Annotated in this window: 17 protein-coding genes; 2 read left to right on the top strand and 15 right to left on the bottom strand. The window is 47.0% G+C overall.

Going from position 1 to position 16,278, the window contains the following annotated elements; translation table 11 throughout:
- Positions 1-4: 4 nt before the first annotated feature.
- The 6 genes from BMX05_RS03020 to ccmA form a co-directional block, all read right to left on the bottom strand.
- Positions 5-1,969, bottom strand: coding sequence for a heme lyase CcmF/NrfE family subunit (locus BMX05_RS03020; RefSeq protein ID WP_093308485.1), 1,965 nt, complete (start codon positions 1,967-1,969; stop codon positions 5-7).
- A 22-nt stretch (positions 1,970-1,991) separates the two neighbouring features.
- The gene (gene ccmE / locus BMX05_RS03015) at positions 1,992-2,447 is read right to left on the bottom strand and encodes a cytochrome c maturation protein CcmE (RefSeq protein ID WP_093308484.1); all 456 of its coding nucleotides are present in this window, start codon (positions 2,445-2,447) and stop codon (positions 1,992-1,994) included.
- Positions 2,444-2,638 (bottom strand): heme exporter protein CcmD, encoded by a 195-nt coding sequence (gene ccmD, locus BMX05_RS03010; RefSeq protein ID WP_093308483.1) that lies wholly within the window; start codon positions 2,636-2,638, stop codon positions 2,444-2,446. Before ccmD ends, ccmE begins: the two co-directional genes overlap by 4 nt.
- 17 nt (positions 2,639-2,655) lie before the next feature.
- Positions 2,656-3,444 (bottom strand): heme ABC transporter permease, encoded by a 789-nt coding sequence (locus BMX05_RS03005; protein WP_093308656.1) that lies wholly within the window; start codon positions 3,442-3,444, stop codon positions 2,656-2,658.
- A 171-nt stretch (positions 3,445-3,615) separates the two neighbouring features.
- The gene (gene ccmB / locus BMX05_RS03000; RefSeq protein WP_093308482.1) at positions 3,616-4,311 is read right to left on the bottom strand and encodes a heme exporter protein CcmB; all 696 of its coding nucleotides are present in this window, start codon (positions 4,309-4,311) and stop codon (positions 3,616-3,618) included.
- Positions 4,304-4,954, bottom strand: a complete 651-nt coding sequence (gene ccmA, locus BMX05_RS02995) for a cytochrome c biogenesis heme-transporting ATPase CcmA (protein WP_093308481.1) — start codon at positions 4,952-4,954, stop codon at positions 4,304-4,306. The genes ccmB and ccmA overlap by 8 nt, the downstream gene beginning before the upstream one ends.
- Before the next feature lie 98 nt (positions 4,955-5,052).
- On the opposite strand from ccmA, the gene fliK reads away from it, so the two are divergent.
- Positions 5,053-7,086, top strand: a complete 2,034-nt coding sequence (gene fliK, locus BMX05_RS02990) for a flagellar hook-length control protein FliK (protein ID WP_093308480.1) — start codon at positions 5,053-5,055, stop codon at positions 7,084-7,086.
- 1 nt (position 7,087) lies between these two features.
- Entirely contained in the window at positions 7,088-7,474 is a 387-nt protein-coding gene (locus BMX05_RS02985; protein ID WP_093308479.1) for an EscU/YscU/HrcU family type III secretion system export apparatus switch protein, read from the top strand.
- Between the two features lie 14 nt (positions 7,475-7,488).
- Here the strand turns inward: BMX05_RS02985 and BMX05_RS02980 are convergent, their stop codons facing one another.
- The 9 genes from BMX05_RS02980 to BMX05_RS02935 all read right to left on the bottom strand — a co-directional run bounded on the left by BMX05_RS02980 (position 7,489) and on the right by BMX05_RS02935 (position 16,237).
- Entirely contained in the window at positions 7,489-7,944 is a 456-nt protein-coding gene (locus BMX05_RS02980; protein ID WP_177166761.1) for a DUF2802 domain-containing protein, read from the bottom strand.
- Positions 7,945-8,050: 106 nt separating this feature from the next.
- On the bottom strand, positions 8,051-8,536 hold the full coding sequence (locus BMX05_RS02975) for a chemotaxis protein CheW (protein WP_093308477.1): 486 nt from the start codon (positions 8,534-8,536) through the stop codon (positions 8,051-8,053).
- Positions 8,537-8,583: 47 nt separating this feature from the next.
- Complete coding sequence (locus BMX05_RS02970) at positions 8,584-9,606, bottom strand: chemotaxis protein CheW (protein WP_093308476.1); 1,023 nt, start codon at positions 9,604-9,606, stop codon at positions 8,584-8,586.
- A 5-nt stretch (positions 9,607-9,611) separates the two neighbouring features.
- On the bottom strand, positions 9,612-10,409 hold the full coding sequence (locus BMX05_RS02965) for a ParA family protein (RefSeq protein ID WP_093308475.1): 798 nt from the start codon (positions 10,407-10,409) through the stop codon (positions 9,612-9,614).
- A gap of 37 nt (positions 10,410-10,446) precedes the next feature.
- Positions 10,447-11,769, bottom strand: a complete 1,323-nt coding sequence (locus BMX05_RS12545; protein WP_218138971.1) for a protein-glutamate methylesterase/protein-glutamine glutaminase — start codon at positions 11,767-11,769, stop codon at positions 10,447-10,449.
- Between the two features lie 161 nt (positions 11,770-11,930).
- On the bottom strand, positions 11,931-14,168 hold the full coding sequence (locus BMX05_RS02950; RefSeq protein ID WP_093308474.1) for a chemotaxis protein CheA: 2,238 nt from the start codon (positions 14,166-14,168) through the stop codon (positions 11,931-11,933).
- Positions 14,169-14,180: 12 nt separating this feature from the next.
- Positions 14,181-14,984: a protein phosphatase CheZ gene (locus BMX05_RS02945; protein WP_093308473.1), complete on the bottom strand. Its 804-nt coding sequence runs from the start codon at positions 14,982-14,984 to the stop codon at positions 14,181-14,183.
- Positions 14,985-15,058: 74 nt separating this feature from the next.
- Positions 15,059-15,433 carry a chemotaxis response regulator CheY gene (locus BMX05_RS02940; protein ID WP_449680538.1) on the bottom strand — a complete coding sequence of 125 codons (375 nt, stop codon included), beginning with the start codon at positions 15,431-15,433 and terminating at the stop codon, positions 15,059-15,061.
- 84 nt (positions 15,434-15,517) lie between these two features.
- Entirely contained in the window at positions 15,518-16,237 is a 720-nt protein-coding gene (locus tag BMX05_RS02935; protein WP_218138970.1) for an RNA polymerase sigma factor FliA, read from the bottom strand.
- Positions 16,238-16,278 lie beyond the last annotated feature (41 nt).

Below are 16,278 nucleotides of genomic sequence, written 5' to 3'. Positions count from 1 at the left end.
CTGATTAAGCCTGTACAGGGTTTGCTTGACGATAGCGTTTATCAGCAACTGCCAATAAACCACCTAAGGCCATCACCAAACCACCAATCCATAACCAACGCACAAAAGGTTTATAGTGAATACGAATCGCCCAAGCACCATCTGGTAAGGGTTCACCCATAGCGACATAAATATCTTCCATCAAACCCCATTCAATCGCAGCTTCTGTCATCACTTGACGACGCGCTAAATACAGGCGTTTTTCTGGCAATAAGGTACTTATCACTTGGTTATCTTCGCTCACGCGCAATAAGACACCCTGATCTGAGGTATAGTTAGGGCCTTGCACTTGGCGAATCCCCTCAAAGCGGAAAAAGTAATCACCAACTTGGATACTTTGCCCCACTTCCATACGCACATCTTTTTCTGCACTATAGTTAGAGACCAAGGTGACCCCGACTACACACAAAGCAACACCAAGGTGTCCCAGTTGCATGCCCCAATAACTCAAACCCAAGCCTTTTAGCGCCTGTAAGCGGCCTTGTTTTGCATGACGGGTTTTATGAAGGAGATCACGCACCTGCGTACCCACTAACCACACAGCCAATAAGCCACCAAGGGCAACATATAGATTCCATTCACCGCCATAGACCCAAGGTAAAGCCATTCCTAAGCCTAAGGCTACCGCACCTGCCAGCCAAATCCGTTGTACCAGTTGCTTACGTGCCATAGTCCGCCAGTTCACCAGTGGACCTATCCCTAAAGCAATACAAAGCAAGCTGGTTAAAGGTACAAATAAGGCATTAAAGTACGGTGGGCCCACGGAGATTTTACCCAAGCCTAAAGCATCTAAGATAAGTGGGTAAATCGTGCCCAAGAGGACGGTGACACAAATCACCACCAGCAAAATATTATTAACAAGTAACAACATTTCTTTTGAGAGCAGGCTATAACTGACATGGCTTTTCACTGCGGGGGCTTTTAATGCATATAAAAATAGGGAGCCACCAACCACCAAGGCGAGAAACACTAAAATAAAGTAACCACGCTCTGGATCCGATGCAAAAGCATGTACAGAAGTCAGTACGCCTGAACGGACTAAGAAGGTGCCCAGCAGACTCAGCGAAAAAGCAAAAATAGCTAATAAAACAGTCCAGCTTTTAAAAACGCCGCGTTTTTCTGTCACCGCCAGCGAATGCATCAGCGCAGTTCCCACCAGCCAAGGCATCAAAGAAGCATTCTCGACCGGGTCCCAGAACCACCAACCGCCCCAACCTAGCTCGTAATAAGCCCACCAACTACCTAAAGCAATTCCGATAGTTAAAAAAGCCCAAGCGGCACTGGTCCAAGGTCGTGACCAACGTGCCCAGGCAGCATCTAAGCGTCCGTTTAACAAGGCTGCGATCGCAAAGGCAAAGGCCACAGAAAAGCCTACATACCCCATATACAACATAGGCGGATGTAAAATTAAGCCAATATCTTGCAATAAAGGATTGAGATCTCCGCCTTCTAAAGGCGCATCAGGCAATAAACGCGCAAAAGGATTGGAAGTCAGTAAAACAAACAAACCAAAGCCTACGGCAATCCACCCCATGACGGCCAATACTTGGGCTAACAAATCACGTGGCAATGCACGGGAAAAGATACCCACTGCAGCGGTCCAAGCGGCTAAAATCCATAACCACAAGAGCAAAGAGCCTTCATGACTGCCCCAAACAGCACTAATTTTGTAGTACCAAGGTAAGGCACTATTTGAATTATTCGCAATATACGCGACACTAAAATCGTCTAGTAAAAACGACAGGCTCAGCAGCAATAAACTCACACTCAGAAAAAAGAACTGTCCCAGCGCCATAGGCTGAGCAAAGGCCATCCAGAACGCTTGACGGCGATAAGTGCCCCACAAAGGCAAGCTTGATTGCACAAGCGCAAAGCAGAGCGCCAGAATCAGCGCATAATGCCCAAGCTCTGGTAAAATAGATATCCACATACGCAACTCGATTTAGGCAGGATTAGGGATTGGCAGTCGCCGCTTGTTTGGCTTGTTCTGCCGCTGCAAGTGCATCGGCAACCTCAGGCGGCATATAATTTTCATCATGCTTAGCCAGCACTTGGGAAGCGACTAATTTACCTTCTTCATTCAGGCGCCCAATAGCGACAATGCCTTGGCCTTCACGAAAAAGGTCTGGCAAAATTTTATCGTAGCTAATCACCACATTTTCTTGGTAATCCGTCACCGCAAATTCAACATATAAACGATCATCAGCACGCTTTACACTTCCATCGACGACCATACCACCTGCGCGAATTTCACGATCTAAAGGGGCCTCGCCTGCGGCAATCTGTGTTGGGGTATAAAACAAATTAATGTTGGCTCTTAACGCATATAAGGTCAGCCCAGCGGCAAAGGCCACCGCGATGACTAAAGCGCCTATCCAAATCAGGCGTTGCTTACGTTGAGGTTTCACGAATTTAGCTCCTTTGCGGGCGCAGCCGTCGATTGTAAACGCCGTTGCAAGCGTTGGCGTAAACGACGGGTACGCCAAATTGGCACCAAAAGGTTGGCAAGAATCAGTACAAGACCTAAAGCATAGGAAGCCCACACATAGATCCCATGCCCCTGCATTGATAAAAAATCAGCAAAACTAGCAAAATACATGCACACTCCTTACGGGATTAGGACTTGGCAGATTCAGAAGGATCAGATTTGGTCGCAGGCTTAGCATCCAGTAATTGAGTCACCCAACGGGTTTTTTGTTCGCGAATTAATACTTGATGACGCGCCCGCAATAATAAAGACCAAGCGAAAAAGGCGTAAAAACCGATCAACATCATCAATAAAGGCAACCACATTTCCATTGGCATTGCCGGCTTTTCCGTGAGTTTGAAAGTCGCTGGCTGATGTAGGGTGTACCACCATTCCACTGAATATTTGATAATAGGGATATTAATCACGCCCACAATCGCTAAGATGGCACTGGCGCGTGCAGCACTGCTCGGATCACGAATGGCATCTTGCAAGGCCATAATTCCTAGGTAAAGAAATAACAGGACTAGCATAGAGGTCAAACGAGCATCCCAAATCCACCAAGTTCCCCACGTGGGCACGCCCCATAAGGAGCCGGTTACCAAGGCTAAAAAAGTCATCGAAGCCCCAATAGGCGCGCAAGCTGTTGCGAGGATTTCGGTCATTTTCATCCGCCACACTAGGGTAATCACCCCTAAAATCGCTAAGAGCATATAGGCAGATTGCGCGAGGATAGCTGCAGGCACATGTAAGTAAATAATGCGGAAACTATTGCCTTGTTGGTAATCCATAGGTGCAAAAGCCAGTGCCCAAATACTGCCCACAAGCAGGCATATTAAGCTTAAACCTGCTAACCACGGCATCCAGCGCCCACTTAGGTCATAAAACCATTTTGGTGAACCCCATTTATGAAACCAACGCAATAGAGTGTCTTTCATGTACTTATCAATCCAAGCAAGTTTTACGCACCCTTTTTGAGGGTACACCTGAGTGAGCATGCCTTTATATTAGCTGCTCCTTTTGTTTGTATTTTGCGGCTTTAGTTCCCGATTTATCGAGCCATTTCCGCTCATCGGCGATTTTTACTAAAGTTCCCCGAAAATACGCATTTATTGACGCACTGAGACTTTTAATGCCGCAGAAATCCCCAAAGGGGCCAGCACTAAAGTCAGAGATAAAATCGCACCGAGAAAGGCCAGTTGACCATCTGCAGGCAAATCTTGCGCTGCTGCATGGACCGCACTGGTCCCAAAAATGAGTACAGGGATATATAAAGGTAAAACCATCAAAGTTAGTAGCACCCCTGTTTTACGCAAGCTAACTGTAAGCGCCGCACCAATCGCGCCGACTAAAATCAATACGGGGGTGCCCAACAAAAGTGCCAACATAAGTACACCTTGCGCTTGCGTGGGCAAATACAGCATAGCCCCGAGTACAGGGGCCATTAAAATCAGGGGAATGGCGGTCATCAGCCAATGCACCCCTACTTTGGCCATCACCAAAACACTTAAAGGGTGTGGCGTTAATAAAAGTTGTTCCAAAGAGCCATCAAGCAAATCTTGGCGAAATAAGCTATCAAGCGATAATAAGGTAGCAAGCAAGGCAGCAACCCAAACCACACCGGACGCGACAGGTTGTAAAATGGCCTCTGTGGGAGAGATCCCTAAAGGAAACAACAAGCTCACCAAAGCAAAAAACAATAAGGGATTCAATAAATCACTTGGACGACGCACCAAAAGTAAAAATTCGCGCCGAATACAAACCCCCACCGCTTGCGCCAAGCTGGTTGTGTTAGTCTTATGCATGGGGCACCTCTTCCATCGCTTGTCCCAAAGTCAGCACTTTAAGACCTGCCAAAGTATCTAAGGCATGATGGCTGGTTAAAATCACACTTCCCCCTTGGGCAGCATGGGCTTGGATGCATTGCTCTAGATCCGCAACCCCTTGTACATCAATGGCAGTAAAAGGCTCATCTAAGATCCACAAGGTATGTGCCGATAAGTAAATACGTGCTAAAGCAATACGCCTTTGTTGGCCTGCAGAAAGAGAATACGCAGGCACATCTAAAAACTGGCCTAGGCCGATACGTGTTAATGCTTGTATGACAGCATGTTGATCAGCACCTTGATGCATATCTTGGTACCAAAGGAGATTTTCAATCGGGGTTAATTCGGCTTTGATCCCAGGTGCATGACCGATAAAGAGTAATTGACTTAGAAAACTCGGTTCACCAGGGTGCAATGCTTCGCCTTGCCAATACAGCTCACCTTCGGCATAAGGTAGTAAACCCGCCAAAATGCGCAAAAGGCTTGTTTTTCCGCTACCATTGGGGCCTTTAATTTGCAGAATATCACCTGCTTGTAGATCAAAAGCTAGGTGTGTAAATAATAAACGGTCTTCGCGCTCACAGCTTAATTGGCGTACGCTGAGTAGGGGCGTGTTCGGCACAAAACCTCCCTGCACTCGATTTATCACAGGACACCAGTGTCCAAATCATTGCAGATATTGATGATTGATCTTGATTGAAATCGCCGTAGGAGGCGCTTATGTCTTTAATCCATTTGAGCGCGCCCCCATCTGACATGAATACCAAGGCCGCTTCTCAGCGTCCCCTTGCCAGCGCACAAGTTTCTAGCACGCAAACTGGGCTCAATGTTGGCGAGCGTATCTTAGCACAGGTCACAAGTGTGCGTGCAGCCTCAGATCATCTCGGTAAGGCGCAGGTTTTGGAGGTTAGCGGGCAGCTAAACCCAGCAACAGGAGGTACGAGTTCACCACCTTTGCAAGCTGCCTTACAAGCACAAATGACACGCACCCTGTTAGATGCATTAGGGCGTACTTTAAGTGCTAGTCTAGAAGCAGCGACTCAAAATGCTAAGCCTACAGGTACCCAAACAAGCAGCACACAGCACTTAGCAGGCACACAAATGCCTGTCAGTAGCCAAGGTCATCCCAGTCGTTCCCCAAATCACACCCCAACAGCCCATACACCCCAGCAAGCAACCAACACAATCAATACACCCACTGCGACGACAAAAGCTTGGGTGACTGAATTCCAATTAGCCAATGGGCAAAAACTCACCTTAGCTTTGCCAAAGGCGCTCCCTGCGGGGACACAATTGCAAATTCAACAAGCTAACTCCCAACAAATTCAATTAAGTCAGCCCAGAGTTCAAACACCTGGCACACAGGTACCATTATCCACATCGAATCAAAGATCCACGCCACCACCTCAAACTACACCTTCCCCACAAGCCGGCCAGCCAATGGGGGAAGCTTTAGCAAAAACACCGATTCAAAATGGCCCTAGCATACCGGCTCAGCCAATCCAGACTAAAAATGATCCAACAACCACCAATATTCAACAAACGGCACAGCCTCAAACTGGCCAAGTGCAAACCCAGCCGATATCAACAAGTACACAGCAAGCACCCAAAACGCTCGCTGAAGCTTTAAAAGCGGTGAGCTATCATTTACGCAATAGTTTACCGCAGCAAAAACCCTTGTTAGAGGTACGTCAGCAGCTACCTCAATTACAACAAAACTTGCTCCAAGCTTTTCGCAGTCAAATGCCTGCAACACAAACAAGTTCAGGATCAACGCCAAATACAGCACAAACCCCAGCTAATAAGGCGTCAATCGCCAGTACACAAGTTCAGATACCCACAAGCACTACAGGCAAGGCCCCCACGCTCAATACTCTAAGCAGTACCACCAATGGTAAGACACCGAATGCACAGGCTGTTATGCCCACACCAACCGCGCCAACACCAACGAAAGCACCTGGACTACCGGCCCAAGTTGCCAGAATTGAACAGGCGCTCACACAGGTCAGTCAGCTGCTAAACCGTATTCCAGGCAGTCAAGGCGGTGCACCGCAAGCTCAGGAAGTCAAAACTTGGGTACAGCAAAGTGGCAGCTTTATGGAAGCTCAGTTAGCACGTCAACAAGCACCAACAGGTGATTTAAAAGCCGGTTTGCTTGAGTTAAAACAAGCACTTCAACAAGGACAACAATGGGCCGGACAACAAGCCCAGCAAGGACAGGCTTTAAACCGTGTTCAAACACAGGCTTTACAGCAAATTCAACAGTGGACAGAAGCTGGGATTGCACGGATTCAAAGCACGCAAGTCAACTCCTTACAGCAAACCCAAGCCAGTGTGGCTGAGCGCGGACCGAGTGTGCAAGTGGTGCAAATGGAACTCCCTGTGATCATACGTCAGCAAACAGAGACCGTTGGTTTGATGATGGAAACTTGGCAAGATGCTGTCGATGAGGAAGGGCATCAAGGGAGTGAACAACGTGTGCGCCAAAGATATTGGCGTATGACCTTAAGCTTTGATTTACCCACTTTAGGCGCTTTACATACACAAGTGTATTATCACGATCAAAAGCTAGAAACAGAAATGTGGTTTGAAAAAACACAAGGTGCTGCTTATGTACAGCCTCGTTTACAAGAATTAGAACAGCGCCTCACCGCGTTAGGGTTGGAAGTACCACCTGTGCGTTGTCGTCAAGGGTGTCCACCGCAATTACAAGCCCCTAAACACATGCAAAATTTATTAGATACGCGAGCCTAGTATGTCAGAATCCCGCCCAAGTTTACGGTTAGGCACACGTCCTCATCCACCAAAACGTGCCATTGCCTTGCATTATGATGGTAAAGGCGCTCCCAAAGTCACGGCTAAAGGGATGCGGCAAATTGCTGAGCAGATTATTAGCACGGCCGAAGCACACGGTGTCCCCTTGTATGAGGATGCCACGCTTGCTAACGCACTTGCGCATCTTGAATTAGGTGATGAGATACCCCAGTTATTATATATGGCCATCGCTGAGGTCATTGCTTTTGTTTACGAGCTGAATTTACAAGATCAACATCATCTTGCTAGCAAAGGCGATACGGCACAACCTCTAACTCCAGAAGACTTAAGCCAGCATCGACGGCAAAAATATCAGCATCAACATTGATGTATAACGCCTCACTAGGAGAGATTTTCCTGAATCGAGTATCTTTGTTCTTCTTCAGGTGCTTGCATCTGTGCACGCATTTCCTTATGCACACGTGCAATCAGTTCCGCTTCCCCACGTGCTAAACCACAATTTTGCACCAAGTCTTCTGCAGTGGCCCCCATTTCGACAAGACGTACGGCATAGGAATAAGTCACTGCTCCTGGATCTTTTTGCTCTAGTTCTACTTGACGCTCGACTGTCTGATTGAGGCGCTTTTCCACCTCCATTAAACGTTGACCGACACCTATCGAGCCTGTCCCCATCGCGTGGGTTTCGTTGCGTAAGGCATGAATTAATAAGTGGGTATCTTGTTTTGCTTGTGCCATTTCTCGATGTAATGCGTTGATTTTCCGCAAGTTCATCAGGGTTAGTATCAAAGCTAACCCACTGAGCATAGCTACCCCAAGAAAGACAGGATCTAGGTACATGAGCCGATAACCTGTGTCAGTGTTGCTTAAGGTGGCGGTTATCCCTACCGCACAACCCGATTGATCTACTGATATTTGCGAAGGCCAATTCTTTGTTTTACCTGGCTTAGAGTGCTGCGACTTCTGCCCACTCTTCTTCATTCATCATTTTATTGAGTTCTACCAAAATAAGCAGCTCATTGTTTTTATTGCATACCCCTTGGATAAACTTGGCACTTTCTTCATTACCTACGTTCGGTGCAGTTTCAATTTCTGATTGGTTGAGATACACGACCTCAGACACAGAATCTACTAAAATTCCCACAACTTGCTTTTCTGCCTCGATAATCACAATCCGCGTTGCATCGCTCACGTCAGAAGACATCAACCCAAAGCGTTTACGCGTATCTATGACAGTGACCACGTTACCACGCAGATTAATGATACCAAGCACATAATCAGGCGCTCCAGGTACAGGTGCAATCTCGGTATAACGCAAGACTTCTTGGACTTGCATGACATTAATACCATAGGTTTCTTCTGCTAAACGAAAAGTCACATACTGGAGTACAGGATCAGAACCACTTTTCGCCTTGATTTCTTTCGTACTCATGCCTTCTGCTCCACATAAATCAAAAAAATAAGAAAAATTTGCTGGCCTTAATGACCCTGCATTGCCTTATCCAAAGCATTCAAATTGGCAGGCTCTAGCTCGCCGTGTCCTTCTTCTAATAAGCGATCAAAAGCGGCAACATCAATTAAAGCACACATATGTTCAATCACTGTACCTGCCAACCAAGGACGACGCCCCAGCTGGGTACGCCAACGCACTTGCTCAGGTACCAATGAAATCGCCTGTGCCACCTCATTACATGCCAGCCCCCACTCACTATTATGAATACTAATCGCAAAGGTATAAGGTGTGGTAATGCGGCGAGTAATATGCTCAGGCAATACCCACTGTGCTGTATCCACAAGGCGTATATTATGTTGGCTCGTGCGTAATAAACCAATAAACCATTTAGGTTGACCAAACAAGGGCGTAGGATCTTTCGTAATTTTATGAATACCACCTAACTCAACGAGAGGCACCGCAAGCGTCAGCCCTTTGACTTTAAAAAGTAAGCACTCAAAGCGGCTTTGCGCCCAGGTCGGGCGTCCATCTTGCCAGCCACGCGGCGGTGCCGGTGGTGCAACAGCAACTTCTTGTAATGCCTCTTCAGTGGTTTGGGCGGTGGATGTCTCCGTCACCGTTTCAGTGTGTTCGGTAATCTTAGAGACTCGTTGTACGCCTTCTTCTGGTAACGTTTGTACTAATGTCTCATCAGTTTCAGCAGTTGCTGTCGGTATCTGGCTTGCTTGTGTCAAGCTATCTAAAGCACTTTGTGCAGAAACTTGCAACTCAGGCATCATCACAGGTGCAAGTTCGGGTTCAGCATAATCTTGTATTGGTTTGGTGGCGACAGGCTCGCTTTTCACCTGAGTTTGTGGTTCTGGTGCAAGCGGCTTGGATATCGCTTCTTTGGTAGGTGCCTGTGCTTTCACTTCTAGTGTTTGCCAAGCATCAGAACGGCTTGCGGAAGATTTCACAGGGGTATCTGGCACTTCTGGCTGCAAATCTTCATGCAGAAGTGCTTCTAAATAATCTTCAATGGCCAGCTGGTGTGCGTGTTCTTTTTTCATGCATTTTACCCATCATGCCCGCGTGCACGTAGCTGCTGGCTAGTATCCAACAGATGCTTTAACAACATGCTATAGGCTTGTACACCACGACATACGGGATCCAACATAGACACAGGCACTCCAGCCATACTGGCTTCTCGAAAACGCGTATCCACAGGCACCATTGCCGGCCACATATGATCTGCATAAGAAGTACGCAGCAAGCGCAAACTCTGCACAGAAGCTTGTGTACGTCTGTCATACAAGGTAGGTACTATGGTATAAGGCAGTTCATTGTGACGTGCCTTGCGTACCATAGTTAGGGTGCGCATCATACGTTCTAAGCCTTTAATCGCCAGAAACTCTGTTTGTACAGGGATAATTAGATGTTCCGCTGCTGCCAGGGCATTAATCATCAAAAGGCCCAACACAGGTGGGCTGTCAATTAAGACATAGTCAAATTTATTCCATAGCAAGGCCAAAGCACGTGAGATTACCAACCCCATACCACCTTGACCACTCACTTGACGCTCTAAGGTTGCCAATGCGGTGGATGCAGGCAGCAATTGAATACGATCATGGCTCGTTTCCAGCAGTAAAGACTCAGGCAGGTCAGCAGGCAACTGTCGAGCGAGAAATAAATCATACGCGCTGGCACTTAGATCATCTGGATCATATTTAAAATAGCTAGTTAATGAGCCATGTGGGTCCAAGTCCAGTAATAACACCTGATGACCCTGATCAGCCAACAAACCACCTAAACTGACACTTGTTGTCGTTTTACCTACGCCGCCTTTTTGGTTCGCAACTGCCCAGACATGCATGAAAAACTTCCTTCACCTGTATTATGGCTTTTTTGGTTCAAGCTAACACATCACTGATTAATTTTTCAGGCAAATCTTTAAGATTAATAATCTCATCAGCTAACCCAGCTTTTGCAATTGCCATTGGCATCCCATAAATAACAGAACTTGCTTCGTCTTGTGCCCAGATCACTGAGCCTGATTCTTTAAGTAAACGTGCGCCTTCACGCCCATCTGCGCCCATACCGGTCAGGACAATAGCCAATACCTTATTTGCAAAACAACGTGCAGCAGAACCAAAGGTAATATCGACACTAGGCTTATAATTTAAACGCTCATCACCTGCCAAAATACGCACACAGGCTTGATTGCGGCGTTCAATCATCATTTGTTTACCTCCAGGTGCAAGCAAAGCTCTTCCAGGACGCAAAATATCCCCATCTTCGGCTTCTTTGACTTCAATTTTACACAACCCATTAAGACGCTCAGCAAAGGCACCAGTAAAAGCAGCCGGCATATGCTGAATCAACACCAGAGGCACAGGAAAATTTGCTGGTAGTTGAGTCAAAACATTCTGTAATGCCATAGGTCCACCTGTTGAAGTCCCTATAGCGACTAGATGAAAATGCCGAGGATTTGCGCGCGGTCGACTTGCAGGGGTTGGTGGTGTTTTATGATCTGCTTTAGCAAGAGAGCTGACCCCGTGTTGCCCTTGTTCTTTTTGTTCTTGCAACCTGCGTGCAATGCGCTCACGCAAGGCTGCGCGCGCAGGATCGATTGATGTCGACGTTTTGTTAGTTTCGTAGGTTTTTGTGCTTTTCCAATGATCAGAAGGCGAACTTATCGGATCAGAAGTGCCAAATTTACTCTTAGGCGCTTGATGAGGCGGCTGAGTATTTCCAGCTTGAGGACTAGAAGATCCTTGGGTTTCTGTCGTTTTAGGACGCCCCCAAGTTTGGGTTAGCGCTTTTAAACCTGCTCGTCCAGTACGGGCGACAATTAAGATCTTTTCACATAGGGTACGCGCTAGGCGTTCTGAATTACGCGACACGTCTTCAAAATTCTTTGGTAAATAATCCACAGCGCCTGCTTCCAAAGCAGCCAGCGTAATACGCGCGCCTTCATGGGTCAGGGAGGAGAACATTAAAACCGGTGTGGGACACAGATGCATAATCTTACGTACAGCAGAAATCCCATCAAGGACAGGCATTTCATAATCCATTGTGACCACATCTGGCTTAAGCTCTAAAACCTTATCGACCGCTTCCTGACCATTACTTGCTGTTCCTACCACTTGTACACGTGGGTCTTGTTTTAGTAATTCACATACCCGACGTCGAAAAAAGCCAGAGTCATCCACTACTAAGACGGTCACTGCCATAGGTTATATGCTCCTAATCGCCCTTAAATTATTCCTAAATATCGTGGCTTTTTTACATTGTGTGGTTTGTTATCAGATCATTATTTTATACAAAGTCAATAAACAAAGCCCCCACCTCATCAGTGGGGGAGCCTTGGTATGCAAGGTATCCAATAGATTAGTTAGCGTGAGGCAACATAACGCTTTAATAAGCCTGGAATATCCAAGATCAAGGCAATACGCCCATCACCTGTAATCGTCGCACCTGCCAAACCTGGGGTGCCATGTAGCATCTCGCCTAGTGGCTTAATCACCACTTCTTCTTGACCTATGAGCTGGTCTACAACAAAACCAACTTTTTGTGTCCCAACAGATACCACAACGACATGCGCATTATGCAACTCTTCCTTACGTACAATCGCCCGTGCCGGATCCCGCACCAACCAGCGTTTCAAATGGAATAAAGGCAAGGTTTTTTCACGAATAACAATCACTTCTTGGCCATCGACCACATTGGCGCGGGAGATATCTAGTTGGAAAATTTCATTCACATTCACCAGAGGTAAAGCAAAGGTTTGATCTTCCAACATGATCATCAAAGTTGGCATGATCGCGAGTGTCAAAGGCACCTTGATAATAATTTTGGAGCCTTTACCCAGCTCTGACCACACATTGATGGTGCCGTTAAGTTGGGAAATTTTAGTTTTTACCACATCCATGCCCACACCGCGTCCTGAGACGTCAGAAATTTGTTCCTTAGTGGATAAGCCTGCGGCAAAAATTAAGTTATAAGCATCTTGGTCAGACAAGCGCTCTGCTGCATCTGCATCCAGCAAGCCTTTCTCGACCGCTTTACGACGTAAACGATCTGGGTCCATACCTGCACCATCATCTGAGATGGTCAGCAAAATATGATCCCCTTCTTGTTCCGCCGCTAAAACCACTTTACCTGCACGTGCTTTACCACTTTGCTCGCGGATATCCGGCATCTCAATACCGTGATCCACTGAGTTACGCACCAAGTGCACTAAAGGATCAGCAAGTGCTTCTACTAAGTTTTTATCTAAGTCTGTGTCTTCACCAACTAATTCTAGGTTAATTTCCTTCTGCATTTTACGCGATAGATCGCGCACCACGCGTGGGAAACGGCCAAAGACTTTTTTAATTGGCTGCATGCGCGTTTTCATCACAGACATTTGCAAGTCTGCAGTGACCACATCTAGGTTGGCTACCGCTTTTGCTAATTCTGGATCTGTACTTTTGCCACCCAAACGCACCAAGCGATTGCGCACCAATACCAGCTCACCGACCATATTCATAATATCGTCAAGGCGCGCTGTATCCACACGAACCGTGGTATCTCCAGCAGGTACAGCATCTTTTTTTACAGGGGCACCACCAGTACGTGCAGGTGGTGCAGCGCCACCGCCTCCAGCACTAGGGGGCACAGCCGGCGCGGCCGGTGGCTTAGCCACAGGTGCAGCAGCCGGTTTCGGTGGCGCAGCCTGTACAGCAACTTTTTCCACATTGGCCTTGGGAGCCGCCACGGGTGCACTGCTAGCAATACCTGGACCTTGGCCTTGACCGTGTAACTGATCTAATAAAGCCTCGAACTCATCCTCAGTGATTAAATCATCGCCAGAGCCTGTACTAAGTTCATCGGCTGTCACCGGCATGGTTTCAGTGGCTGGTGGTGTCGCAACTTCATCACCAGGGCCTTTACCTTGACCATGAAGTTGATCCAGCAAGGCCTCGAATTCTTCCTCTGTGATTAAATCATCACCACCGGCGTTAGCTTCTGACGCTGCTGCACTTCCAGGTGCTGGCTCATCCGCAGGTGCTGCTGAGGCTGCTTCTTTATTCGCTTGTAGTGCATCTAATAAAGATTCAAACTCTGCATCTGTAATATCACCATCGTCTACCTCTTCAGCTTGCACACTCACAGGCGGCGCGACAGGCTCAGGTGCTGCCACAGGCTCAGGCATCGGCGCAGCTACTTGCGCACTTGCTGGCAAGCTACCGGCTTCTTCTTCAGGCGTAGCAAAGAAAGCGAGAAGATCGAGTAAGCTTTGATCTGCAGGTTCGGGCTCCACACCTGAGCGCACCATCTCAAACATCTCATTGACAGTATCAAGTGCACTCAGCACAGCATCCATCAATTCAGGGGTGACATGGCGTTGGTGTTTACGTAAGGTATCGAAAATGTTTTCTGCAGCATGGCAACAATCGACTAACGCAGTTAGCTGCAGGAAACCTGCTCCTCCCTTAACTGTATGGAAGCCACGAAATATGGCATTGAGCAGCTCGGGATCATCCGGAGACTGCTCCAGATCAACCAGCTGTTCAGACAACTGTTCAAGGATCTCCCCCGCTTCAACAAGGAAGTCTTGGAGGATATCCTGATCTGCATCAAAGCTCATCCACCCACTCCTTTAAAACCCGAGACTGGATAACAATTCATCAACCTCATCTTGTCCAGAGACCACGTCTGCACGCTGTTCTGGATTGACGATAGGGCCTTCGGGTACAGGGTGTTCCTCGTGTTGCGTCTCCTCAACAGGGATTTGACCACCTGCTGAATGTTTAATCCCCGTAATACGATCGACCTGTCCTGCCATACATACAAGATTGACTAGATTTTCTTCGATTTCTTTGACTAAGGAAATCACGCGTTTAACCACTTGCCCGGTCAGATCTTGATAATCCTGAGCTAGCATAATTTCTCCTAAATTACGGCTCAGCACATCAGCGTGATCTTCGGTGTGTTTTAAGAACTCATCAATGCGCCTATAAAGATCACGGAATTCTTCCGGCTTCATTTCTCTGCGCACAAGACGCGCCCAATCTTTACGCAAGGCTGCCGCTTGTGCGCCTATAAGTTCAGCAACAGGCGCACTTTCTTCGACCTTATCCATGGTCTTATTGGCGGCATCTTGCGTCATACGTATCACGTAATTTAAACGCTCGGTGGCATCCGCCATTTGCGACATTTCTTCGCTAGCACGTGCATTTAAGCCTGCGTCTATGTGGAAGTTGTTAATGGCATCGTGAAGACCGCGTGTAAGTCGACCTACTTCTAAGTAAAGTAAGCGACTGCGCTCTTCGTTGATACGTTGCAACAAATTAACCGCTTCACTCAGATCGCCTTGCTCGACTTGAGTTTGTAATTCAGTTGTGGCTTCTTTGAGCAAACGCTCAAGATGAGATCCACCGCTGACTGCATCTCTTTGTGTCATAACACCTGACCTGTATTGCAGGGTTAACGCTTAGTAATTTGCATAAGGCATTAGCTAAGCTCCTAAGGCGAGGATCACTTATTAATGCGCTCAAAAATCTTATCTATCTTTTCCTTAAGCACAGCGGCAGTAAAAGGTTTTACGATGTAGCCATTTACACCAGCTTGTGCAGCCGCAACGATTTGCTCACGCTTAGCTTCCGCAGTTACCATAAGAATAGGCAAGTCTTTAAGCTTAGGATCAGCACGCACTGTTTTCAGTAGGTCATAACCTGTCATTCCAGGCATATTCCAATCTGTGACCAAGAAATCAAAATTACCTGTTTGCAATAAAGGCAAGGCAGTTAACCCATCATCAGCCTCATGCGTATTGGTAAACCCAAGATCACGCAACAAGTTTTTGATTATTCTTCTCATAGTAGCAAAATCATCCACGATGAGAATTTTCATATTCTTATCCAAGGCAACCTCCGTTAAACCTTGCCAGCACCATTTTAGGTTATATTACACTGAACCTTATAAGATGGCATCACACTAACACCAATCAGCTAAACGCGCGCGTAAACGCATAGCCGCTTGACTATGAATTTGACTCACACGCGATTCGCTCACCGTTAGTACGGCACCAATTTCTTTCAGATTCATACCTTCATTGTAATAGAGCGCCAACACTAACTGCTCACGCTCAGGAAGTGTTGCAATCGCTTCAGCTAAATGTTGCTGGAACGCTGCATTTTCAACCTCATGACTTGGTGTGATAGCGGCAGGATCAGCAATGTCAAAACTCCCTTCTTCAGGTTGGGTAATTTCATCAAAGCTAAATAGCCGCGAACTTGCACAGTCATTTAAATAGTTATTGTATTCTTGTAAAGAAATACCTAACTCTTGCGCGATTTCCACATCGCGTGCATCTCGGTTAGTGCGAGCCTCAATGGCTTTAATCGCCTCTGCGATGCGTCGACCATTACGATGCACTGAACGTGGCGCCCAATCATAACGACGAATTTCATCGAGCATAGCACCGCGGATGCGAATAGTAGCATAAGTTTCGAAGGCTGCTCCCTTACTCGCATCATATTTACCCAGCGCTTCCAATAGACCTATCATCCCCGACTGCACAAGATCATCAAGTTGTACATTCGGTGGCAGACGCGCTTGTAAATGTAAAGCGACCTTCTTTACTAAAGGTAAATAGCGCTGCACGACATCATCTTTATTTTGTGCCTGATTGCGCGAATACAATCCTAGCCCCATGCTTACCGCCATGCTGAAATGTTCGTTGCTTTGACTTAGAT

Source organism: Allopseudospirillum japonicum, from assembly GCF_900108915.1.
GTDB classification, from domain to species: Bacteria; Pseudomonadota; Gammaproteobacteria; order Pseudomonadales; family Halomonadaceae; genus Pseudospirillum; species Pseudospirillum japonicum.
The sequence above is the reverse complement of the archived record's forward strand: the minus strand, read 5'-3'. Positions and strand labels throughout refer to the sequence as shown.